The sequence below is a fragment of the Clostridium sp. OM05-9 genome, assembly GCF_003481465.1.
GTDB classification, from domain to species: domain Bacteria; phylum Bacillota; class Clostridia; order Lachnospirales; family Lachnospiraceae; genus Coprococcus; species Coprococcus ammoniilyticus.
In genome coordinates this window covers 465,164-486,123 of record NZ_QULF01000001.1, presented here as the reverse complement: position 1 = coordinate 486,123, position 20,960 = coordinate 465,164, and the positions used below count along the sequence as shown (strand labels likewise).

The window sequence follows — 20,960 nt, the reverse complement described above, 5'->3', positions numbered from 1 at the left end:
ATTTATTCTTACATATAATTATAAACAACCTGAAAAAATTATATACTGTTTCAAAAAGTCAGGCAATAGAATTTCCTATTTTTAATAGATTTTAAATAGATTTAACCATGACTTTACCGAATCCGAAATCGTTCAAAAAATGAACCTTAAATAACCCTATATTTTTGAAAAAAGCATTGTCGATATTTTAGTTACATAGTAAAATAGTGACATGTTTAAGGGTTCTTAACAAACCACAAAACTTATTTTGCCTAAGACCGGGGAAGCATAAAGGAGGTGTTCTTATGGAAAATGAATTAATCTGTCAATTAATTATCTGGTCCGTTATCTTTATGGTCTGTATAATTATCGAAATCATTACTCTCGGACTTACAACCATCTGGTTCGCGGGAGGAGCTTTGGTATCTGCGATCTCTGTATTCTTTGGTACATCACTGATCATCCAGATATTGATCTTTGCAGTTATTTCATTAGTTCTTCTGTTTACTACAAGGCCTGTGGCTTTAAAACATTTCAAATTATCCGATATGGAAAAAACAAATGTTGAAAGTCTGGTCGGCAAACAGGTGATCGTATCTGAAACCATTGATAATCTAAAGGCTACCGGGCAGGTAAAAGTAAATGGTCTCGAATGGACCGCACGTGCTGCTGATGAAACTGATATCATTCCCCAGGGAACCGAAGTCACGATCAATGAGGTTTCCGGCGTAAAACTTATTGTCAGCAGAATATAATTTATTTAATTTGACAGATACTATATCTGTCGCCACTTAAAGGAGGTACTTATTATGGATTCACCACTCACATGGCTGGTAATTATCTTAGTATTCATTGCTATCATTATTATCTGCAGCACAATCAAGATCGTCCCACAGGCACATGCTTACGTTATCGAACGTCTGGGAACCTACTGCGGTACATGGTCCGTAGGTCTTCATATGAAGATGCCTGTTATCGATAAGATCGCACGTCGTGTTACCTTAAAGGAGCAGGTTGTAGACTTCGCTCCACAGCCGGTTATCACGAAAGATAACGTTACAATGAGAATCGATACTGTCGTTTTCTTCCAGATCACAGATCCAAAGCTTTTCTGCTATGGTGTTGAAAATCCGATCATGGCAATCGAAAACCTGACAGCCACTACTCTCCGTAACATTATCGGTGATCTCGAACTTGACCAGACACTGACATCCAGAGAGACAATCAACACAAAGATGCGTGCTACCCTGGACGAAGCAACTGATCCTTGGGGCATCAAGGTAAACCGTGTTGAGCTAAAGAATATTATCCCACCTGCAGCGATTCAGGATGCCATGGAAAAACAGATGAAGGCAGAACGTGAAAGACGTGAACAGATCCTGAAAGCAGAAGGTGAAAAGAAATCTGCAATCCTTATTGCAGAAGGTAACAAACAGTCCGTTATCCTGGAAGCAGAAGCCGAGAAGCAGTCACAGATCCTTCGCGCAGAAGCTAAGAAGGAAGCAACGATCCGTGAAGCTGAAGGTCAGGCACAGGCTATCCTCGCTGTACAGCAGGCAAATGCAGACAGTATCCGTCTCTTAAATGAATCTGCTCCATCTAATCAGGTTCTTACGATCAAGAGTCTGGAAGCTTTCGCAAAGGCTGCCGACGGCAAGTCAACCAAGATCATTATTCCATCTGATATTCAGGGTGTTGCAGGACTTGCAACTTCATTATCGGAATTAGTAAAAACAGAGAAATAAGATTGAACTGATTCATTGGTAATATTAAAAACTGCCACTGTCAGAATGAAACCGTTATTGGGTAACCATTCTGATAGTGGCAGTTTTTATTTTATCTGTTATACTTACAATTACACCATGCTTTCATCCACCCAGCTCTTTATCATTGCTATCTCTCTTGCATATCCGGCATCATCATTTGGTGTCTCTAAGATAAATGGTCTGCCGGCAAGCAATGGATGCGTCACAATCCTTTTTAATGCTTCCGCTCCGATCTCACCCTCTCCGATCTTCTGATGTCGGTCTTTGTGTGAATCTCTCACATTCATGCTGTCATTTAGATGAACAGCCTTTAAGCGGTCAAGTCCGATGATCTGATCAAAGGTACGAAGCACACCATCCAGATCTTCCACAAGATCATAGCCACCATCCCATGTATGACAGGTATCAAAGCATACTCCGATCTTATCCTTGCAATCAACCAGCTCTATGACACGTTCCAGTTCTTCAAAATTTCTTCCGACTTCCGAGCCCTTGCCTGCCATTGTTTCAAGTAACACGACTGTACTCTGATCCGGTTTGATCGCATGATTTAATGCATCAGCAATTATCGGTATGGCTTCTTCTGCTCCCTGACCAACATGTGCGCCCGGATGGAAATTATAATAATTTCCCGGAAAATACTCCATCCGCTCCATATCATCCTTTAAGATATTCCATGAGAACTCCCGAATATCCATTTTTGCTGCACAGACATTCATCGTATATGGTGCATGTGCGACCAGTTTCCCAAAATGATGCTCCTCCATCAGGGAACGTAACCGTTCCGCATCTGCCGGATCGATCTCTTTCGCCTTTCCGCCCCGTGGATTTCTTGTAAAAAATGCAAATGTATTTGCACCAAGTTTTAATGCCGCCTTTCCCATCGCCTCAAAGCCTTTGGAGGACGACAGGTGATTTCCTATATATATCATGTTGTTTCTCTCCTTCTTATAATATAAATATGGCTATGTCATAAGACATAGCCATATTTGTGAAACCACCAGCAGCGGTTTCAACGTTTTTACAACTTCCACTTATAGGTAGGACTCACCTTGTAAGGAAATTATTATATTAGAATACCTTAGTTGTTCTTATAGTAGTTGATCAGGCAGCCATCCATAATGATCTGTCTCTCATCATCGGTCAGGCTTCCAAGCTTCAGGTCTAATTCCTTGAAGTCTTTATTTACAACATATGCCTTGATGATCTCATTCTTATTCTGGACAGCCTCACGGATACCCGGAATGAATACATAATCATCATTGTCAAATGCGAAATCTTCCTCCATGATGAATGGAAGCATACCCCAGTTGATCAGGTTGGATCTGTAACGCTTTGTTGCATATTCCTTAGCAATATTTGCCCAGCCGCCAAGTACCTTCTGGCAGGAAGCAGCCTGCTCTCTGGCAGAACCGTCACCCGGCTTTACTGCAAAGATCGTACTACCGTAACCGGTATTGGAACCTGTGATCTCACGATCTGCAAATTTTGCTTTGATCTCTTTCATCATAGGCTTCATGGATTCATCTGCCTTACAGAAGCATCCAAGTTCTTCTCTCTTCTTCTCAACTGCCTGAATTGCCTTTGCACGTCCTACATATTCAGGATCCTTTCTGGATAAAGTGAACTCAGCAAGTCCCAGCGGATTTGAACGGTAGGAAGATGTCTCACCGGATGGAATAAGTTCATCTGTAGTTGTTACAGGATCGTTGATAACAGATGCAACCTTTAATAACAAGTTGTCTGTCAGTGCGATCATCTCTGGCCAGTCTTTGATATTCGGACCAAACTTGATCTCAACAGATGGATCAGCCTTGCCGACACCATTGTAAACTCTTCTATCATAGATACTCTTATCAAAGAAATATTTCTGTCCCTTGTATTCAACATCCATATCAGTTGCTGCTGTCAGGTAACCCTTGTTGGCTGCTGTCGCTGCGATCGAACGTGCATCCATAAGTGCAACGGATGAGATCTGACCATTCTGGATCTTGGAGCCTTCACGGTTCGGGAAGTTTCTGGTTGAATGACGGATTGATAATGCATTATTTGCAGGTGTATCTCCGGCACCAAAGCAAGGGCCGCAGAATGCTGTCTTAACGATCGTGCCTGTCTCAATCAGGTCAGCCAGTACACCGTTCTTTGCAAGTTCCATATAAATAGGAGTTGACGCAGGGTATACAGATAATGTAAATTCATCTGCACCGATGCTTCTTCCACGGATGATATCTGCTGCCTGACAGATGTTCTCGAATCCACCACCGGCACATCCGGCGATGATTCCCTGTTCTACATATAACTTGCCATCACGGACTTTATCCTTTAATGTGAAGTCAACCTTACCGTCCAGACTAACCAGTGCGCGCTTCTCGCAATCGTCTAAGATATCCATCAGGTTTGCATTTAATTCTTCAATTGTATATGTATTGCTTGGATGGAATGGCATAGCGATCATTGGTTTTACCTTTGACAGATCCACGTATACAACACCATCATAGTAAGCAACAGAACCAGGATTCATTTCCTTATATGCTTCCGGTCTGTAGTGTGTATCATACCACTCCTTGATCTTCTCATCTGTCTTCCAGATAGAGGACAGACAGGTTGTCTCGGTTGTCATTACATCGATACCGATACGGAAATCAGCAGATAATTTATCAACACCAGGTCCTACAAATTCCATTACCTTATTCTTAACATAACCGCACTGGAAGGTTGCACCGATGATTGCAAGAGCAACGTCCTGAGGACCTACTCCCTTTGCAACCTCTCCGTCCAGATAGATTGCTACTACACCAGGCTTAGCTACATCGTAAGTTCTGCATAAGAGCTGCTTTGCAAGCTCTCCGCCGCCTTCGCCAATCGCCATTGTACCGAGCGCACCATAACGGGTATGACTGTCGGAACCAAGGATCATTGCGCCACATTCTGCAAGCATTTCTCTTGCAAACTGATGGATAACAGCCTGATGAGGCGGAACATAAACACCACCGAATTTCTTTGCGCAGGAAAGACCAAACATGTGGTCATCCTCATTGATCGTACCACCAACTGCACATAAGGAGTTATGACAGTTTGTAAGGACATAAGGGATCGGGAATTCTTTCAGTCCTGAAGCTCTTGCTGTCTGGATGATACCTACAAATGTTATATCGTGAGAGGTCATCTTATCGAATTTGATCTTAAGATTGTCCATATTGTCAGATGTGTTGTGCTTCTCCAGGATACCGTATGCCATAGTATTCCTTGCAGCTTCTTCCTTGGATGGGGCTATACCTAACTTCTGTGTAAGAATCGCATTTGCATCGGCATTGTCTTCTACAAGCTCTGTGCCATTCAAAAGATAAGCACCATTGTCAAATAATTTAATCATTCTATTTCCTCCTGATTTGTTGGTGATTCTTTTTCTCATTTTGTCAATCGCTGTTTATTTTAACACAAATCGGCATAGTTGTGAACAACTATGCCGATGAAAGTTTTCATTATTATATTTTTAATCATCCTGCTTCAACCGGAACCCCGAATGAGCACCACTGCTTTTATTCTGTGAAGCACTTTCAGAAGGATCCGCAGTCTGAGGTTGTTCATGATTCATGGTAGTCTCATCTACATTCTCTGCCATCTGTGTTGTATATGGTGTTGTATATGGTGCTGTCTGGTAGTCCGTGACCGCATTTTCATTCGCCGGAACGGTCGCTTCATCTGTAAATGCACCTGTAACCACCTGCATTCTCTTATGGAGTTCTTCCATTCTCTGCGCTTCCTCCTGCGCTTCCAAACGGGCTTTCTCTAACTTCTTCCGTTTCATCTTCCGGTCAAGCAGCCAGATATATAATGCAAACCCTGCCGCGATCACTCCGATGATCGACCAGATCATAATCGCATTATAATTCGGGAACATTCTATAATATTCCGCTGCCGTCTTTCCTGTCACATCCATAGAAACTTCTGCATCGGAACCGCCATGATCATGTCCCTGCCAGTCCGCATCAGATTTAAGGAAATAATCATATCCGACATTCTGTCCACCAAGATCATCCCATGTCAGATCGATATTATACCAGTGTCCATCCACCTGAACCCGATTCCACAGATGCTCGGATTCCAGTCCATAACCGTATTCACAGGTAACCGGGACTCCGGCCTTTTTCATAATGATATAAAATGCCAGCGCATATCCGTTACATGCCGAATCTCCTCTGTACAGAGTATTACATGCACCACCGGATGAGCGGTTATATTCATTATGTAAGATAATATAATCATGTACCGCTTTCACTTTCTCGTAATCTGACAGCCCCTTTATCTTCCCCGAAATCTGACCGGAACGGATAAATACAAGAAAGCTTTTTAACCGGCTCATATGATTGATCCTTACCGCTACTTTTTCTCCACCTGAATCCGGCGTATATACATAAGAAAATGCATAAAATTCTCCACCTGCATACATATTCTTTTCCATCAGCTTGTCAAGGACCGACTGATAATCCATATACGGTTCCCCTGTTGTCTTTAGCGTAACCGTATTCTTATACCTTGAAGCGGCTGTTGCTACTGCATCATTGATCTCTTCGTATGTTGACAGTCTTCCTGTCGATACCGGCATCATCTTTAAAACGACACAGTAAACGATAAACAACAAAATGATTCCCTCAATTACGACCTTTACTTTTTTCCCCTTTGACATTTTTCTCTCCTCTTTTTTAACATTCTTGGTGCGATTCATTATACCTCATTTTTCATTATGACGAAATTCTGTTATCTGCACTTTTCCGTCTTTTATTCGTTCAAATTTCTTCTCTTATTTACAAAAAAATTTTTATTTACTTCTTATTTATACATGATATAATAAAAAAGTCTACGTTTTATTAAGAATTTTTTTCAATAAACCTTCTATTTGTCTGAAATAATAGGGGAAATCATTTCTATATTCATTCTGACATATCGATGCGTTTATAGTCACAAGGAGAGATTAAAAAGTGAAAGATACGATTGAGATCAGATGGCATGGCCGGGGTGGCCAGGGTGCCAAAACTGCTGCTCTGCTGCTTGCAGATGTAGCTTTTAAAACAGGAAAATACGTTCAGGGTTTTCCGGAATATGGTCCGGAGCGAATGGGTGCGCCGATCACTGCTTATAACAGAATCAGCAGCGATCCGATCCGCGTTCATTCCAATATCTACACCCCACAGTATGTTGTTGTCGTTGACGAGTCCCTCTTGGAATCCGTGGATGTAACCGCCGGATTAAAAGAAGATGGTGCGATCGTCATTAACACCCCAAAGACACCGGATGAGGTTCGTCCTCATTTAAATGGCTACAAAGGAAAAGTTTATACATTAGATGCCCGGGAGATCTCGATGCAGACACTCGGCAAGAACTTCCCGAATTCTCCTATGCTTGCTGCTATCGTTGCAGTCAGCGGTATCATGGAGCAGGATGATTTCCTTGCAGATATGAGACTTTCCTATCAGCACAAATTTGCAAAGAAGCCTGAGGTTATCGATGGAAATATGAAAGCCCTTGAGCTTGCATTTAAGGAGGTAACCAAGTAATGAGAACAGATATCAGCAGAATACATGAAAAAAGTAAATATACAGAAATCACACCCGGTAACCATGTGTACGGCGGTGGTACTTCCAAAGCATTTAACACAGGTGAATGGAGAACTGCTACTCCCGTCATAGATGAGAGCAAATGTGTACACTGTCTGTTATGTGCACCGGTCTGTCCGGACAGCTGCATCCCGGTCGTAGGCGGCAAACGTCTTGACTTCGATCTGAACCACTGCAAGGGCTGCGGTATCTGTGCTTATCAGTGTAAGTTTGGTGCTATTACGATGAAGGAGGGCAAATAAATGGGTATCAGAGAGCGTTTATCAGGAAATGAAGCGGTGTCTTATGCGATCAAGCAGATCAACCCGGATGTCATGCCGGCATTCCCGATCACCCCTTCTACAGAGATTCCACAGTTTGTTTCTACATATATTTCAAACGGTGAGATCGATACAGAGTTTATTCCGGTCGAGAGTGAGCACAGTGCTATGAGTGCTGCGATCGGTGCAAGCGCTGCCGGCTGCCGTGTCTTAACAGCAACCTCATCCTGCGGTATGGCGCTGATGTGGGAGGAGCTCTATGTTGCAGCTTCCAACCGTCTGCCGATCGCACTGGCCCTTGTAAACAGAGCTTTATCCGGCCCGATCAATATCAACTGCGACCACTCAGACAGTATGGGTGCAAGAGATACCGGATGGATCCAGATCTATGCAGAGAATAATCAGGAAGCTTATGATAATTTCATACAGGCTTACCGGATCGCAGAACACAAGGATGTCCGTCTTCCGATCATGATCTGTCAGGACGGTTTCATCACCAGCCACGCAGTTGAGAATATCGAACTGTTAGAGGATGACAAGGTAAAAGCATTTGTCGGTGAATACAATCCGGAACAGTACCTGTTGAATCCAAAGATGCCTATGGCAGTCGGTCCATATGCAACTTCTCCATTCTATATGGAATCCAAAATGAATCAGAACGAAGCTATGAAGAATGCCAAGCAGGTGATCCTGGATGTTGCGAATGATTTCGCAAAGATCTCCGGCAGACAGTACGGCTTCTTTGAGGAATATAAATTAGAAGATGCTGATTATGCGATCGTTATGATCGGTTCCGCAGCAGGAACGACAAAAGAAGCAATCGACGCATTGCGCGCACAGGGCAAGAAGGTCGGCTTATTAAAGCTCCGTGTCTTCCGTCCATTCCCAGGTGAAGAAATTGCAAAGGCGCTGGCTCATACAAAAGCAGTTGCGATTTTAGACCGTTCCGAAGGCTTCCGTGCAGGCGGCGGTCCTTTATCCGCTGAGATCAAGGAACACCTGTATGATATCGGAGCTTCTACAAAGGCTGTCAGCTATATCTACGGTCTTGGTGGCAGAGATTATACAACAGTGGAAGCAACCGATGTATTTAACCAGTTAGAGGAAATGATCGGGCAGGGCAAGACCATTCCGCAGTATCAGTATATTGGACTTAGAAAGTAAGGAGGTAAGACAAAAATGGCATATAATTTTAAAGAAGTAATGAACAAGCCTGAGCGTCTTGCTCCGGGTCATAGAATGTGTGCAGGCTGCGGCGGTACGATCGCAGTTCGTAATGTACTCCGTGCCCTTCATGAGGGTGACAAAGCAGTTATCGGTAACGCTACCGGATGTCTGGAGGTTTCCACCTTCATGTATCCATATACTGCTTACGAAGACAGTTACATTCATAATGCATTTGAAAATGCAGGTGCTACCCTTTCCGGTGTAGAGACTGCTTATCATGTATTAAAGAAAAAGGGTAAATTAGATGAAACATATAAATTCATAACATTTGGCGGTGACGGCGGTACTTATGATATCGGTCTTCAGTCTTTATCCGGTGCTATGGAGCGTGGTCATGACATGGTATATGTCTGCTACGATAATGGTGCTTACATGAATACCGGCATCCAGCGTTCTTCCGCTACTCCGATGTATGCAGATACAACAACCACTCCTGTCGGTTCCCAGTCAAACGGTAAGATGCAGAACCGTAAGGATCTGGCACAGGTTATGGCAGCTCATGATATCCCTTATGTCGGTCAGACTACTCTGCTTGGTAATATGCGTGATATCTACGAGAAATCCGAAAAAGCCATCTACACACCGGGTGCTGCTTTCTTAAATGTTATGGCTCCTTGTCCTCGTGGCTGGCGTTATCCTACCGAACAGATCATGGATATCTGTAAGCTGGCAGTTGAAACATGCTACTGGCCTTTATTTGAAGTCATCGAAGGCAAATGGATCTTAAGCTATTCTCCTAAGAAGAAGCTTCCGATCGAGGACTTCTTACGGACACAGGGTCGTTTCAAGCATTTGTTCAAGCCTGAAAATGAGCATTTACTCGTTCAGTATCAGGAGGAAGTGGATCGCCGTTGGGAGGATTTGCTGTTCCGCTGTTCGAAGAACTAATCACACATACGAAAATAAATCAGCCCTTGGGGTTATAATATACCCCAAGGGCTAATTTATTTTCTGCCTGTCTCACTATTCCATACCTATGAAAAGTTCGTCGCATATAGCGACTCACTAAGAACCGACGCTCCCAAAGGCTTGCTTCATGAATAGTAAAACACATCATAGAGGGGATTCTGTTTTTTATCTTCTTCAATAAATAATTAATATATCTTTTTTAGTAGTTCATTTCTATTCTCATTATGATGGTATTTCTATTTGCCAATCATTATCTACTTTTACTTATGTATAAACTACTTCTTTGTTTTTCCTGTCTTCACCCAGATATAGCTGGCGAGGAACCAAATCAAGGCGGCGGTATTGCCAGATGCCTGACTGCATACATAGCCAATCGTTGAAAGACCTGCGCCTGCTGCCTGTAAGATATCGGGTATGCCTGCAAAAATAAGCTGCCATACTACGATATGGAACACGACCATCCATCGGCTCATATTTGTTTTATTCCGAAGGACTGCGATCAGGCTGGCAAGCATCAGAACGATCATCGGTATATATACGAAATATATCGCTGTCATAAACCGGTTATAATAGTCGTCTACAAACAGGATTGCCTGCTCCCGTCCGATATGTGCAGACAGATATGTGATCCAGTATGCAAATGTCCCTACCAGAAAATGCAGTGCTGCTCCGGATACAACATATCCTAAACCACCATATTTTATACAAGCTCTCAATATCTTACATTCCGGTCTGATCTGCTGATAGATTGCTTTTATTCCAAATGCATAAAAGAACATACCGATCAATCCCGTGACAAGTAAGATCACAATTCTGCTTAATGGATACTCTCCACTCAGATAAGCCTCCCGCATATACAATCCACTGTCTGCCTTATTGGCTGAAACCATACTCAGGCACAGATCCCCTATGATCAACAGTGCTGCTCCAACTGCCCCCAACAGACAATTTTTCTGATATTCCCATTGTTGTTTTTCTTCCATTTTCTCCCTTCTTTCTCTCCCTTTACCTATTTCTTATTTACTCCCATATAAAAAAGCTCTAGTTAGCTTGTTCTAACTAGAGCCAGTTTAACACATAAATTTTGCCTGTTCAAGGCTGAATTGTCCATTCCAATTTTGTACGATCCATTACTCATTGAGATTGCATAGTAACTGTATTTTTATTTGCATTATCACCTATGACAACCTTTATGATCAGTGAAGCCATTTCTGATACAGCTTCTTTACATCCATCTTCTACCCATTCATTCACAATTCCGGTAATTCCACGAATATAAAATGCTGATACATATTTCCGATCCTTTTCTGCAAATCCAAATCTTCCCAGTATCGGTTCCAGAATGTATGTATATAAGCCGCTGTATTTTTTATCTGTCTCATATGCTTTATTCTCGAAGGCCGCCTGATAGATTCGTCTGTTCTTCTTGATATATTCCAGATAAGGAACAAGATAATCTTCTGTTAAAAAATGAAGTTTATCAATCGGCGCATCCTAAATTTTCTCGATCGTACTCTTTGCATCTGTCTGAAAACAGCTCATAAAAGAATCCAAAATATACTGTAACGTCTCTGCCAACAGATCTGAAGTGTTCTCATAATGAAGATAAAAAGTTGACCGATTTACACCAGCTTTCTCACAAATACTCTTTACTGAAATGTATGAAAATTCCTGTGTTTCCAACAGCTCAATAAGTGCCTCATCCATCCGGACAGCCGTATTGAAATATTTACTTTCTGATCGATTCAAATTCTCATCTCCTTGCCGCTTCATTCATTGATTCTATCTTTCATTACTGATTTCTTTTGCAAGCTCCAGAATCTCAAATGCATATTTTTTCTTTCCTTCTTCCAGTTTTTTCTTATAGATTGGATAATTTACACCCATTCCAATAATACCTATAATGCCAAGTATGATTCCTAATATTACCATGCCTGTACCTGCACCAATTACCTGCATAGACAGGCACATTCCAAGTCCCATAACAAGTGCCGACAGAATTCCCAATGTATAAGTAAATACCTCTGCCGGTAATTTTGCTTTGCGATCCAGTTTCTTAAGTGCTGTCACTTTCGAAGTATCTTTTGGCGCATATTCGCTTGCGAGTGTCTCTGCATAGATTTTGTCTGTATTCATATTGTTGTCCTCCATATCTTTGATATCTCAATTATAAGAAAACCAACAGTGAAACAGAACAACACGAAATATAAAATGTGTTGTTTTCTAAGAAGCAACTATCCCTCACTCCATTTTCCTTCGTCAATAATAATTCTTACAGTTGTATCCGTTCCCGCCTTTTCCAACTGATATAGCCATACATATCATTGATAAAGAAGATACCGAAATTCACAACGACCGGGATATAGGCAGGATTCTTCATGGATGCCAGCACCCATAAAATGATCAGCACGATATCATTTGCCGCATACCATACTGCATAATACGAGGAACGGAGCATCGTAAGTGCCGCTGCCAGAAAACTGGTTATGATCGATATGGTGCTAAATATAATATTCGGGGTATCGAATACAACTAAAATATAATAAAATACTGCCGCTACGATCACGCCGGATATAACAAGCCCTATGATGTGCTTCCGGTTCAGCTTCTGGATCTTTACGACATTTCCGTTTCCGCCGGAAGGATTCTGGAGCCATGTGATCGTAGACCAGATCGCCATAGGCATTGTCATGCCAAGATATGTAATCATCTCACCCCAGTAATGGAACCGGTAGGAAATGATCCCATAAAGGATGCTGAATATCACCATCAGGATCTGCGCCCATACATTTCCCTTTGCTGCAAAGATCAGCGAAGTTACACCCACTAATGCAGCTACCAGAGTCAGCAGATCAAAATCTGTTGTCAGCAGGTTCGATATGCATACGATACAAATAGATCCTAACCAGATGATCCATTCCTTCTTTGTTAATTCTTTTATTGGATTGTTCATATTTTCTTTCTCCTGTGCCGCTATTCTAATATATAATCGTAATTTCAGCAAGAATCCGCAGAAAAATACCCCATGGCGATCATCGGTTCTCAAAATTCTGAGTACCGATGATCTGTCATGAGGTATCTTCATTATGTATCAGCTTACAGCTTTGTTACATTTGCAGCCTGAGGTCCTTTTTCTCCCTCAATTACTTCGAACTCAACTTTATCGCCTTCCTCCAATACTTTGAAACCAGACATATTTAAAGCTGAGAAATGTACAAAAATGTCATCACCATTCTCATCGCTGATAAATCCATATCCCTTTTTTGCATTAAACCATTTTACTGTACCTGTTTTCATTTGAATTTCCTCCTAAAACTTAATACCTGGAAAACTAAAGAGGCACAGAGCTTCTCGCTCTGTGCCTCTTTGCACTTCTCCTGTATTATATTGCTTGGATTATCTTTTTGCAAGTGTTTTTTATAAATTTCTTTTTCATTGGCCAAATCTTACATCCGGCATATCCTTCCTGTGCTCGCCAATCATCTTCTCCATCCAGATCATATCGTACCATTCACCAAACTTATAGCCGCTGTTATGAAAACGTCCAACCAGCGTAAAGCCCATTTTTTTATGGAATCTGTAACTGTCATCCGTCAGATGTCCGCTCTCTGCTGCCGGACTTGCAATACAGGCATTCATGTTTAGGATTCCCATTTCCTTCAGTAGTTTTTCCAGATTCTCATATAGGGCTTTGCCAAGCCCCAGCTGCCTGCAGTCTTTTCGGATATATATCGTTGTTTCCACTGACCAGTCATATGCCTTTCTGTCTTTGAAACCTGCTGCATATGCATAGCCTGCGATTTTCCCATCCACGACTGCCTTTATGTATGGATACTTTGCTGAGATCTGCTCAATCCTGTTCCTGAATTCATCTACAGACGGTACTTCATATTCAAATGATATTGCTGTTTCTTCTACATAGGGTGCATAGATTGCGAGAAGCTCCTCCGCATCCGCTGTACTTACTTTTTCTATCTTCATGTCTTCTCCTTATGCCTACAAAAAATGCTGAACCGCACAAGTACGATCCAGCATTTTTTATTATTTCTTAGTAGTCTTCTTTGAAACTGCCGCTTTTGTCTGTGCAGGCTTTGTCTTACTTACTGTTTCTTTTGTCTTTATCGCAGCCGTCTTCTTCTCCGGCTCCTTTTTTACAACTTCCGTCGTCTCTACATCCTTCTTTTCCGTTGCAGTTTTCTTCGCAGCCGTTTTCTTCTCAGCCGCGCGTTTTACTGCTGCCGCTTTCTTTTCTGCCTCTTTCTTCTTCAGAATATCCTCCGGTGTTACATCGGTGTAATCATATTCCAGAACAACAGTAGAAAGTGGCGGTACTGTTACACTGATCGAATAAGGCATACGTTCTGTCTTCTTATCGATAGCCTTGATCTTACCACTGTTTAATCTTCCTGCTCCGCCAAACTGTACGTCGTCGGAATTCAGGACTTCTTTATATGTTGTGAAGCAAGGTGCTCCAACCTCATAATTATCATATTCAACCGGCACGAAATTGCAGATAAATAACAACTGCTTACTCGGTGTAGAACCTCGACGGATAAATGAAACCACACCCTTATCCGGATGGTCACAGTCGATCCACTCAAAGCCCATCACATCGCTGTCATTTGCATATAATGCATCATTCGCATTGTACAGATTATTTAACGCTTTTACCCAACGCTGTACACCCTGATTCAACGGATTGTCAAGGACAAACCAGTCAAGACTTCTTGCCTCGCTCCACTCGCGCGGCTGTGCAAATTCCTGACCCATAAATAACAGCTTTTTGCCCGGATGGCCATACATATAACCATATGCCAGACGAAGATTTGCAAATTTCTGAGGTTCGCTTCCCGGCATCTTATTGATCATTGAACATTTCAGATGTACGACCTCATCATGTGAAATGACAAGAACATAATTCTCTGCATATGTATAGGATAAGCTGAAGGTCAGCTTGTTATGGTTAAAGCTTCTGAAATATGGATCCATCTTCATATACTCGAGGAAGTCATTCATCCATCCCATATTCCATTTGAACAGGAAGCCAAGTCCGTTCATGGATGCCGGAGCAGTCACACCGGCCCATGCAGTTGATTCCTCTGCGATCAGGAATGCTCCCGGATTCTTTTCTTCCATAACTGCATTAATATTCTGCAGCAGCTTAATTGCATCCAGGTTCTCATTGCCGCCATTTTCATTTGGAAGCCACTGTCCATCCTGCTTACCATAGTCCAAATATAACATGGATGCAACAGCATCTACCCGTAACGCATCGATATGGAACTTCTCTACCCAGAAAAGTGCATTTGCGATCAGGAAGTTTGCAACCTCTGCTCTGCCATAATCAAAAATATAAGTACCCCAATCCGGATGCTCGCCCCTTCTTGGATCCGGATGCTCATAGAGCGGCATACCATCAAATCTGCCAAGTCCGTGTGCATCCTTCGGGAAATGTGCAGGTACCCAGTCTAAGATGATACCGATTCCCTTACTATGTAAATAGTCAATAAAATACATGAAATCTTCCGGCAATCCGTATCTGGATGTCGGTGCATAATAATTCGTTACCTGATAGCCCCAGGAACCATCAAACGGATACTCTGCGATACCCATGATCTCCACATGTGTATAGCCCATATCCTTTACATAATCCGCAACCATCGGAGCTAACTCTCTATAACTGAAGAAGCCGCTGTCATCGTCTTCAACTTTCTTTCTCCATGAACCGAGATGCATCTCATAGATGGTCATCGGCATCTTCATGCGATCTGTTCTGCTGTAGGTTTTTCTCTTATTTACCCATGCAGTATCCTTCCACTTGTAGGTCGTCAGATCTGCAACAACCGAACCATTGTCCGGACGCATCTGTGCCTGATTTCCGTATGGATCACTCTTATATAAGATCTCATCATAACGGGTCAAAATCTGGTATTTGTATACTGCGCCGGAAAGCACATTTGGAATAAACAGCTCATAGATTCCACCGTTTGGTCGAAGCTGCATCGGATGTAAATTACCATCCCACATATTGAAATCACCGACAACGCTGACTCTCCGCGCGTCCGGAGCCCATACTGCAAAATAGGTTCCCTTTACGCCATCGATCGTCATCGGATGTGCTCCAAATTTATTATAGATCTCGTAGTGCTTGCCTTCTGCAAATAAATAAGAATCAAAATCTGAAATCTGGCTGTCAAATGCATATGGATCTGCTGTCGTAACAGTCGTTCCATCCTCATAAGTTGTCACCAGATTGTATTTTGTTCCGCTAAATTCCTTCTTAGGGAAAAAGATCGCATAAAATCCCTCATCCGTTACCTTCTCCATCGTATGAACTTTTTTACCTGTTCTGGATGTAACCTTCACTTCCACCGCATGTGGACGATAGGCTGTGATGATCTGTCCTTCCCCATATTCATGAATACCCAGCAGATGCTTTGGTGCATTCAGTTTACCTGCGATCAGTTCATCATACAGTACCCAGTTGATCCAATCGTTGATTCTCTTGTTCATATAACCCTCCTGAATATATTAGAATTTGTGTGGCTGTGTCTTTCGCCAGCTTATCAGTCGTACTATGATCGTAATAACAAGTCCGGCAAGTATCACTCCTGTATAGATCAGGAACATCCGAAGTCCCAGATTGTCCGGGATCAGCGCGATCAGTCTGTCATCCCCTGAGAAAAATACATCATACCTGCCTTTAAATACCATCTCACGAACGCCATAGAAAATGCCGCTTCCGGATACTGCGAGCAGGATCAGTGATATCAAACCGATCACACTTGCTGCAACGCCGCCCCATACGACACATTCATACATTCGTCTTTTCTTTACTGCCAGAAATCCTATGATGAGCAGGATCACCGACAGGAACATCATTCGTTTCGCCTCATCCTTCACCTTCTTCAACTGTCTAAGCTGCGTCAGGTTATAGTCGCAAAGCTTCACATTTCCTTTATCAAAATCAACATTATTTCCGTTTTCCTTCAGTCCATCCGCAATGATGCTGTACTCCAGCCACGCCTCGAACTCCGTCAGAGCAGTTTCCGAACCATCTGCTCCATCTGACTCAAATGTTCGTCCGGTCATCTCTGATGTGTACTCTGCCTCACTGATATTCACTCCCTGGAATGAGATAAACACCGCAGACGACACGATCAGCATTACAACTGCAATCGCAAGGATCACCTGAAAAAATCTATATCTAAACATGATTATCTATCCTGATTTCTATTCTAAAGTCTTATTTGACACATCAAATAAATTATATCGTTCTTATTACGCATATTAATTATTTTACCATTTTAATTGACTTGTGTAAAGAAAACATACTGCTTTCTTCATTATATATTTCTGCCACATACTGTCTTAGCTCTTAAATTATATTTTGTTAAACATATTACTTTGATCCGTAAAGACTTGGCAGATAAGATAATTGCAGCATGCTAATATTTTAAATGTTCCGATACAAAATACGAGTTTGGGCGACTGCTGACAAATCAGTGCACGAACCGAATAGGAATCGTAACGAGCCTTACTTTTATATTGCTTTTTCTTTGTAATCGGAACAACAAAACATTTAACTGCATGCTGTAATTATCTAATGTAGCGTTCTCAGGTCAAAGTAATATGGGCAGATGTCCTCATAGTGTCCATCCTTCATGCGAAAACCACCCGGAATCGTTCCAAGCTGCGTAAATCCAAGCCTCTCATAGAGGTGTCTTGCATGCACATTTGTAGCCACCACCGCATTAAACTGCAGCACCAGATAATCATGCGCCTTTGCCTGTACCAGACAGTCAGACACCAACTTCTCTCCGATATGAAGTCCTCTTACATCCGCATCTACCGCATAGCTGGCATTGCAGATATGACCGCAGCGTCCGACATTATTTGGATGCAGGATATAAAGTCCGAGCACCTTTCCTGTGTCTGTATCCTCTGCCACCGCAGTATAGGTCTGGCCTGCAAAGAATCCCCTGCCTGTCTCCTCTGTCAGGTCATCCTCCTGTGGAAAAGCAACTCCATCATCTACCACACGGTTCCAGATGTGGTTCATCTCCTGTATGTCTGAATCTTTATATTCTCTGATCTGTATATTCATCTTTCGTCCTTCTTTCTTATTTTATGCATCATTATAAGCCCGTATCAAACAGGCTTCAAGAATATAAATATAGACAATCCACAAAAATCATCTTAAAATGCATATAATGAAAATCTGCTTGACTGGAAACTGCGAAGGAACGAACTTCTTCTTTGTGAAAGCAGTCTGTACGGATGAAAGGAGTACAACCACATATGTTATTTGAACTGATAAAAGATCATTTATTCTTAAGTACATATATCCTGATCAATCTGATCGTATTTTTCCTGTATGGCATCGACAAATGGAAAGCCATCCACCACAAGTGGCGCATCCCGGAAGCCCACCTGATCCTCGCCGGAGTGTTCGGAATCTTTGGTGCGATTCTTGGTATGCTGTTATTCCGACATAAAATCAGGAAGCCCAAATTCTACATTGGGCTTCCTGCAATCTTCATTCTTGAACTTATGTGTGTGATCTTATACTTGAAATATTTTTAATTAATGGTGCATCAAAGTTCCGTACATCTCCGGTCTGCGGTCACGGAACACGCCCCATTCTCTACGCATCTGTGCGATCGCATCCAGATCAAATTCATGGACAAGCACAGCTTCTGTCTCACGGTCTGCCTCCTCCACGATCGTTCCGGTCTGATCTGCGATAAAGGAAGAACCGTAAAATGTCATTGAAGATTCATCGTCCGTTTCGGTTCCGATACGGTTCGATGCGATCACCGGCATGATATTGGCTGCTGCATGTCCCTGCATCGCATGCTGCCAGTGCGGTTTGGAATCAATGTTCAATGTTGGCTCGCTTCCGATCGCGGTTGGATAGAATAACAGCTCTGCTCCAAGAAGTGCCATGCTTCTGGCTGCCTCCGGGAACCACTGATCCCAGCAGATGCCAACGCCGATATCTGCATATCTGGTCTTCCATACCTTAAATCCGGTATCTCCCGGTGTAAAATAGAACTTCTCTGCATATGGCAGTCCATCCGGGATATGTGTCTTTCGATATGTTCCAAGAATCGTACCATCTGCATCAATGATCGCTATTGTATTAAATGCTGTATTTCCAGCCTTTTCATAAAAGCTGATTGGCAGAACAACCTGAAGTTCTTTTGCAACCTCGGTAAATCGTTTTACTGCTGCATTTTCTGAAAGCGGCTTTGCCAGATCAAAATATTCAAATTTCTGCTTCTGACAGAAATACGGAGTTTCAAATAATTCCTGTAACAAGATAATATTTGCTCCTTCTGCTGCTGCCTTCCGAACCAGCTTCTCCGCCTTGTCTAACACTTCTTCTCTATTCCAGCTACAGCTCATCTGTGTAGCCGCTACCTTTACCTTTCTCATACTCATATCCTCCTGTTATCAGAACATCTTATTTTTATATTGATTTCCAGCTTACATCCGTCAAATCTATCATCCGTCGGTTGTCTGTTTTCAACAGCTTATATTCCACTCGCACCTGCCAGATTATTCAGTCTGTCATATATCGTCTGACCCTCAAATATATTCCATAGCACTTTGGTATCCGGTATCATCTCCGGATTGATCGTAAACAGATTCTGATCCAGCACGATAAGATTTGCGCATTTGCCTGCCTCTATAGAACCGGTTCGGTCTTCTGCCTGATAGACGTAAGCGGCTCCGTAAGTATATCCTTTTAAGACTGTAGCCATATCAATGACTTCCCACGGATTCTGACCGGATAATCTTCCGTCAGCATCCTTTCTGGTTACAGCCGCATAGATTGTCTGAAATGGATCTAAGCCTACAACCGGATAATCCGTTCCAACTGCAAATGCTGCTCCGGTGTTTGTGATGCTTTTCATCGGCCATTCGTATCTGCACCGCTTCTTTCCAAGCCGCACAATCTTGTCATTATTGGACAGGATCAGATGATATGGCTGCATCGATGCTACGACATCCAGTTCCTTGAATCTTCTGACATCATCGGGATGAATATTCTCGATGTGCTCAATCGTATTTCTAAGATCCTTTCTTCCGGTTCTTTTTTCCGCTTCCTCGTACATGTCGAGTGCCATGCGGACAGAACCATCTGCGATACAATGAAGTCTGACCTGCAAGCCAGCCTCATTTGCCGCCGTAATCTCCTCCTGCATCTTCGCTCTCGGCCAGAGCGGAAGTTTCTCTCCACAGGTGTCCGGGCGGTCTGTATACGGCTCCAAAAGCAATCCGGTATAAGTCTCCGTCACTCCATCAATAAAGCCCTTTAAGCCAGTGATCTGAAAATGTCTGGAATCCAGTTTTTCTTTCATCTCAAAGAACTTTTCAAATGAGGTATAGCCAAATAACTTCGTGTAGACATATACATTTGCATACAGCCCCTCTTCATCATCCAGCTTTTTCAGTAATTCATATTTCTTATAAATCTCTTCTGTATAATCTTCTGCAAACATCTCACTTAAGCCTGCAACTCCGTTCTCTGCAAGTACCTGTTTGAAATGTCTGTGTATTCCTGTCATTTCTTCATCCGTAAAATCCATGAACTTTTCCATGGCGGGCGCATAGGCTTCCGGTTCGATCAACATTCCGGTAAGCTCTCCATCCGGGTAAGTCTCGATCATGCCATTTGCAAGACTCGGGTTTGGTCTGATTCCGGCTTCAGCAAGTGCTGCTGAATTCAGCCACATGCTGTGTGCATCCGCACATTCCAGATATACCGGAGTATCCGGGAAATATGCATCCAGACTTCGTTTGTCCGGCATACGGTCTTCTGTCCAGTTTCCGATAAACCATCCGGTTCCTCGAATCCTTTTCTGTCCCGGATGCATCTTTACATATGCAACCATCTGCTCCACACATTCCTGTTCCGAATGACAGGAATCCAACGTGTTACATACATATTCACTTGCGGCTACCGCTCCGGTAAATATATGGGTATGTGCATCGATAAAGGACGGCATGACAAGCTTGTCACCCATATCGTATATCGGAACATCCGCCGGAACGGCATTTGTCTCATCATATGGCAGGAGCTTCTTGATCCTGTCATCTTTGATCCAGACAGCAAGCGGCTTACAGCTATCCGCCCGACCATCAAATACTGCCCGGCTCTTTATAATATATTCCGCCATATCACATGCCCCCTT

Annotated in this window: 21 protein-coding genes; 7 read left to right on the top strand and 14 right to left on the bottom strand. The window is 42.6% G+C overall.

Going from position 1 to position 20,960, the window contains the following annotated elements; genetic code table 11:
• Positions 1–284: 284 nt before the first annotated feature.
• Together DXB77_RS02300 and DXB77_RS02295 are read left to right on the top strand one after the other, a co-directional pair.
• Positions 285–734, top strand: a complete 450-nt coding sequence (locus DXB77_RS02300) for an NfeD family protein (protein WP_008402645.1) — start codon at positions 285–287, stop codon at positions 732–734.
• A gap of 54 nt (positions 735–788) precedes the next feature.
• A complete protein-coding gene (locus DXB77_RS02295) occupies positions 789–1,724 on the top strand; it encodes a stomatin-like protein (protein WP_117822081.1) in 936 nt (311 codons plus the stop codon).
• Between the two features lie 110 nt (positions 1,725–1,834).
• Here DXB77_RS02295 and DXB77_RS02290 read toward each other — a convergent pair whose 3' ends face one another.
• The 3 genes from DXB77_RS02290 to DXB77_RS02280 all read right to left on the bottom strand — a co-directional run bounded on the left by DXB77_RS02290 (position 1,835) and on the right by DXB77_RS02280 (position 6,432).
• Positions 1,835–2,677, bottom strand: coding sequence for a deoxyribonuclease IV (locus tag DXB77_RS02290; protein WP_118662555.1), 843 nt, complete (start codon positions 2,675–2,677; stop codon positions 1,835–1,837).
• 149 nt (positions 2,678–2,826) lie between these two features.
• The gene (locus tag DXB77_RS02285) at positions 2,827–5,118 is read right to left on the bottom strand and encodes a hydratase (RefSeq protein WP_118662554.1); all 2,292 of its coding nucleotides are present in this window, start codon (positions 5,116–5,118) and stop codon (positions 2,827–2,829) included.
• A gap of 120 nt (positions 5,119–5,238) precedes the next feature.
• Positions 5,239–6,432 (bottom strand): transglutaminase domain-containing protein, encoded by a 1,194-nt coding sequence (locus DXB77_RS02280; RefSeq protein WP_182439418.1) that lies wholly within the window; start codon positions 6,430–6,432, stop codon positions 5,239–5,241.
• 292 nt (positions 6,433–6,724) lie between these two features.
• On the opposite strand from DXB77_RS02280, the gene DXB77_RS02275 reads away from it, so the two are divergent.
• From DXB77_RS02275 to DXB77_RS02260, 4 genes are read left to right on the top strand one after another with little or no spacing between them, the layout of a single operon-like run.
• Positions 6,725–7,300 (top strand): 2-oxoacid:acceptor oxidoreductase family protein, encoded by a 576-nt coding sequence (locus tag DXB77_RS02275; protein ID WP_021944928.1) that lies wholly within the window; start codon positions 6,725–6,727, stop codon positions 7,298–7,300.
• Positions 7,300–7,602 carry a 4Fe-4S binding protein gene (locus DXB77_RS02270; RefSeq protein ID WP_008402652.1) on the top strand — a complete coding sequence of 101 codons (303 nt, stop codon included), beginning with the start codon at positions 7,300–7,302 and terminating at the stop codon, positions 7,600–7,602. The genes DXB77_RS02275 and DXB77_RS02270 overlap by 1 nt, the downstream gene beginning before the upstream one ends.
• Positions 7,603–8,784 carry a pyruvate ferredoxin oxidoreductase gene (gene porA, locus DXB77_RS02265; protein ID WP_118662552.1) on the top strand — a complete coding sequence of 394 codons (1,182 nt, stop codon included), beginning with the start codon at positions 7,603–7,605 and terminating at the stop codon, positions 8,782–8,784.
• A 15-nt stretch (positions 8,785–8,799) separates the two neighbouring features.
• Positions 8,800–9,735, top strand: coding sequence for a thiamine pyrophosphate-dependent enzyme (locus DXB77_RS02260; protein WP_008402654.1), 936 nt, complete (start codon positions 8,800–8,802; stop codon positions 9,733–9,735).
• 296 nt (positions 9,736–10,031) lie between these two features.
• Here the strand turns inward: DXB77_RS02260 and DXB77_RS02255 are convergent, their stop codons facing one another.
• The 9 genes from DXB77_RS02255 to DXB77_RS02210 all read right to left on the bottom strand — a co-directional run bounded on the left by DXB77_RS02255 (position 10,032) and on the right by DXB77_RS02210 (position 17,863).
• The gene (locus DXB77_RS02255) at positions 10,032–10,739 is read right to left on the bottom strand and encodes a DUF6796 family protein (RefSeq protein WP_118662551.1); all 708 of its coding nucleotides are present in this window, start codon (positions 10,737–10,739) and stop codon (positions 10,032–10,034) included.
• 511 nt (positions 10,740–11,250) lie between these two features.
• Positions 11,251–11,505 carry a TetR/AcrR family transcriptional regulator gene (locus DXB77_RS02245; protein WP_118662549.1) on the bottom strand — a complete coding sequence of 85 codons (255 nt, stop codon included), beginning with the start codon at positions 11,503–11,505 and terminating at the stop codon, positions 11,251–11,253.
• Between the two features lie 33 nt (positions 11,506–11,538).
• Entirely contained in the window at positions 11,539–11,892 is a 354-nt protein-coding gene (locus tag DXB77_RS02240; protein WP_118662548.1) for a dihydropteridine reductase, read from the bottom strand.
• A 136-nt stretch (positions 11,893–12,028) separates the two neighbouring features.
• Complete coding sequence (pnuC, locus tag DXB77_RS02235; protein ID WP_118662547.1) at positions 12,029–12,709, bottom strand: nicotinamide riboside transporter PnuC; 681 nt, start codon at positions 12,707–12,709, stop codon at positions 12,029–12,031.
• A gap of 143 nt (positions 12,710–12,852) precedes the next feature.
• Positions 12,853–13,053 (bottom strand): cold-shock protein, encoded by a 201-nt coding sequence (locus DXB77_RS02230; protein ID WP_008402657.1) that lies wholly within the window; start codon positions 13,051–13,053, stop codon positions 12,853–12,855.
• A gap of 135 nt (positions 13,054–13,188) precedes the next feature.
• Entirely contained in the window at positions 13,189–13,737 is a 549-nt protein-coding gene (locus DXB77_RS02225; RefSeq protein WP_118662546.1) for a GNAT family N-acetyltransferase, read from the bottom strand.
• Between the two features lie 60 nt (positions 13,738–13,797).
• A complete protein-coding gene (gene glgB / locus DXB77_RS02220; RefSeq protein ID WP_118662545.1) occupies positions 13,798–16,269 on the bottom strand; it encodes a 1,4-alpha-glucan branching protein GlgB in 2,472 nt (823 codons plus the stop codon).
• 18 nt (positions 16,270–16,287) lie between these two features.
• On the bottom strand, positions 16,288–16,971 hold the full coding sequence (locus DXB77_RS02215) for a hypothetical protein (RefSeq protein ID WP_118662544.1): 684 nt from the start codon (positions 16,969–16,971) through the stop codon (positions 16,288–16,290).
• Between the two features lie 388 nt (positions 16,972–17,359).
• Complete coding sequence (locus DXB77_RS02210; RefSeq protein ID WP_118662543.1) at positions 17,360–17,863, bottom strand: GNAT family N-acetyltransferase; 504 nt, start codon at positions 17,861–17,863, stop codon at positions 17,360–17,362.
• A 194-nt stretch (positions 17,864–18,057) separates the two neighbouring features.
• On the opposite strand from DXB77_RS02210, the gene DXB77_RS02205 reads away from it, so the two are divergent.
• Positions 18,058–18,342 carry a DUF1294 domain-containing protein gene (locus DXB77_RS02205; protein ID WP_117785686.1) on the top strand — a complete coding sequence of 95 codons (285 nt, stop codon included), beginning with the start codon at positions 18,058–18,060 and terminating at the stop codon, positions 18,340–18,342.
• Here the strand turns inward: DXB77_RS02205 and aguB are convergent, their stop codons facing one another.
• Together aguB and DXB77_RS02195 are read right to left on the bottom strand one after the other, a co-directional pair.
• Positions 18,343–19,197 (bottom strand): N-carbamoylputrescine amidase, encoded by an 855-nt coding sequence (aguB, locus tag DXB77_RS02200; protein WP_118662542.1) that lies wholly within the window; start codon positions 19,195–19,197, stop codon positions 18,343–18,345.
• A gap of 98 nt (positions 19,198–19,295) precedes the next feature.
• Positions 19,296–20,945 (bottom strand): amidohydrolase, encoded by a 1,650-nt coding sequence (locus tag DXB77_RS02195; RefSeq protein WP_118662541.1) that lies wholly within the window; start codon positions 20,943–20,945, stop codon positions 19,296–19,298.
• Between the last annotated feature and the right edge of the window lie 15 nt (positions 20,946–20,960).

Bases quoted from the DNA above. Each gene is read 5' to 3' on its own strand.
- DXB77_RS02195 (WP_118662541.1), bottom strand. From the start codon at position 20,945: ATGGCGGAATATATTATAAAGAGCCGGGCAGTATTTGATGGTCGGGCG.
- DXB77_RS02260 (WP_008402654.1), top strand. From the start codon at position 8,800: ATGGCATATAATTTTAAAGAAGTAATGAACAAGCCTGAGCGTCTTGCT.
- DXB77_RS02215 (WP_118662544.1), bottom strand. From the start codon at position 16,971: ATGTTTAGATATAGATTTTTTCAGGTGATCCTTGCGATTGCAGTTGTA.
- DXB77_RS02255 (WP_118662551.1), bottom strand. From the start codon at position 10,739: ATGGAAGAAAAACAACAATGGGAATATCAGAAAAATTGTCTGTTGGGG.
- pnuC (WP_118662547.1), bottom strand. From the start codon at position 12,709: ATGAACAATCCAATAAAAGAATTAACAAAGAAGGAATGGATCATCTGG.
- DXB77_RS02225 (WP_118662546.1), bottom strand. From the start codon at position 13,737: ATGAAGATAGAAAAAGTAAGTACAGCGGATGCGGAGGAGCTTCTCGCA.
- DXB77_RS02240 (WP_118662548.1), bottom strand. From the start codon at position 11,892: ATGAATACAGACAAAATCTATGCAGAGACACTCGCAAGCGAATATGCG.
- aguB (WP_118662542.1), bottom strand. From the start codon at position 19,197: ATGAGAAAGGTAAAGGTAGCGGCTACACAGATGAGCTGTAGCTGGAAT.
- DXB77_RS02270 (WP_008402652.1), top strand. From the start codon at position 7,300: ATGAGAACAGATATCAGCAGAATACATGAAAAAAGTAAATATACAGAA.
- porA (WP_118662552.1), top strand. From the start codon at position 7,603: ATGGGTATCAGAGAGCGTTTATCAGGAAATGAAGCGGTGTCTTATGCG.
- DXB77_RS02205 (WP_117785686.1), top strand. From the start codon at position 18,058: ATGTTATTTGAACTGATAAAAGATCATTTATTCTTAAGTACATATATC.
- DXB77_RS02285 (WP_118662554.1), bottom strand. From the start codon at position 5,118: ATGATTAAATTATTTGACAATGGTGCTTATCTTTTGAATGGCACAGAG.
- glgB (WP_118662545.1), bottom strand. From the start codon at position 16,269: ATGAACAAGAGAATCAACGATTGGATCAACTGGGTACTGTATGATGAA.
- DXB77_RS02210 (WP_118662543.1), bottom strand. From the start codon at position 17,863: ATGAATATACAGATCAGAGAATATAAAGATTCAGACATACAGGAGATG.
- DXB77_RS02290 (WP_118662555.1), bottom strand. From the start codon at position 2,677: ATGATATATATAGGAAATCACCTGTCGTCCTCCAAAGGCTTTGAGGCG.
- DXB77_RS02300 (WP_008402645.1), top strand. From the start codon at position 285: ATGGAAAATGAATTAATCTGTCAATTAATTATCTGGTCCGTTATCTTT.
- DXB77_RS02295 (WP_117822081.1), top strand. From the start codon at position 789: ATGGATTCACCACTCACATGGCTGGTAATTATCTTAGTATTCATTGCT.
- DXB77_RS02280 (WP_182439418.1), bottom strand. From the start codon at position 6,432: ATGTCAAAGGGGAAAAAAGTAAAGGTCGTAATTGAGGGAATCATTTTG.
- DXB77_RS02230 (WP_008402657.1), bottom strand. From the start codon at position 13,053: ATGAAAACAGGTACAGTAAAATGGTTTAATGCAAAAAAGGGATATGGA.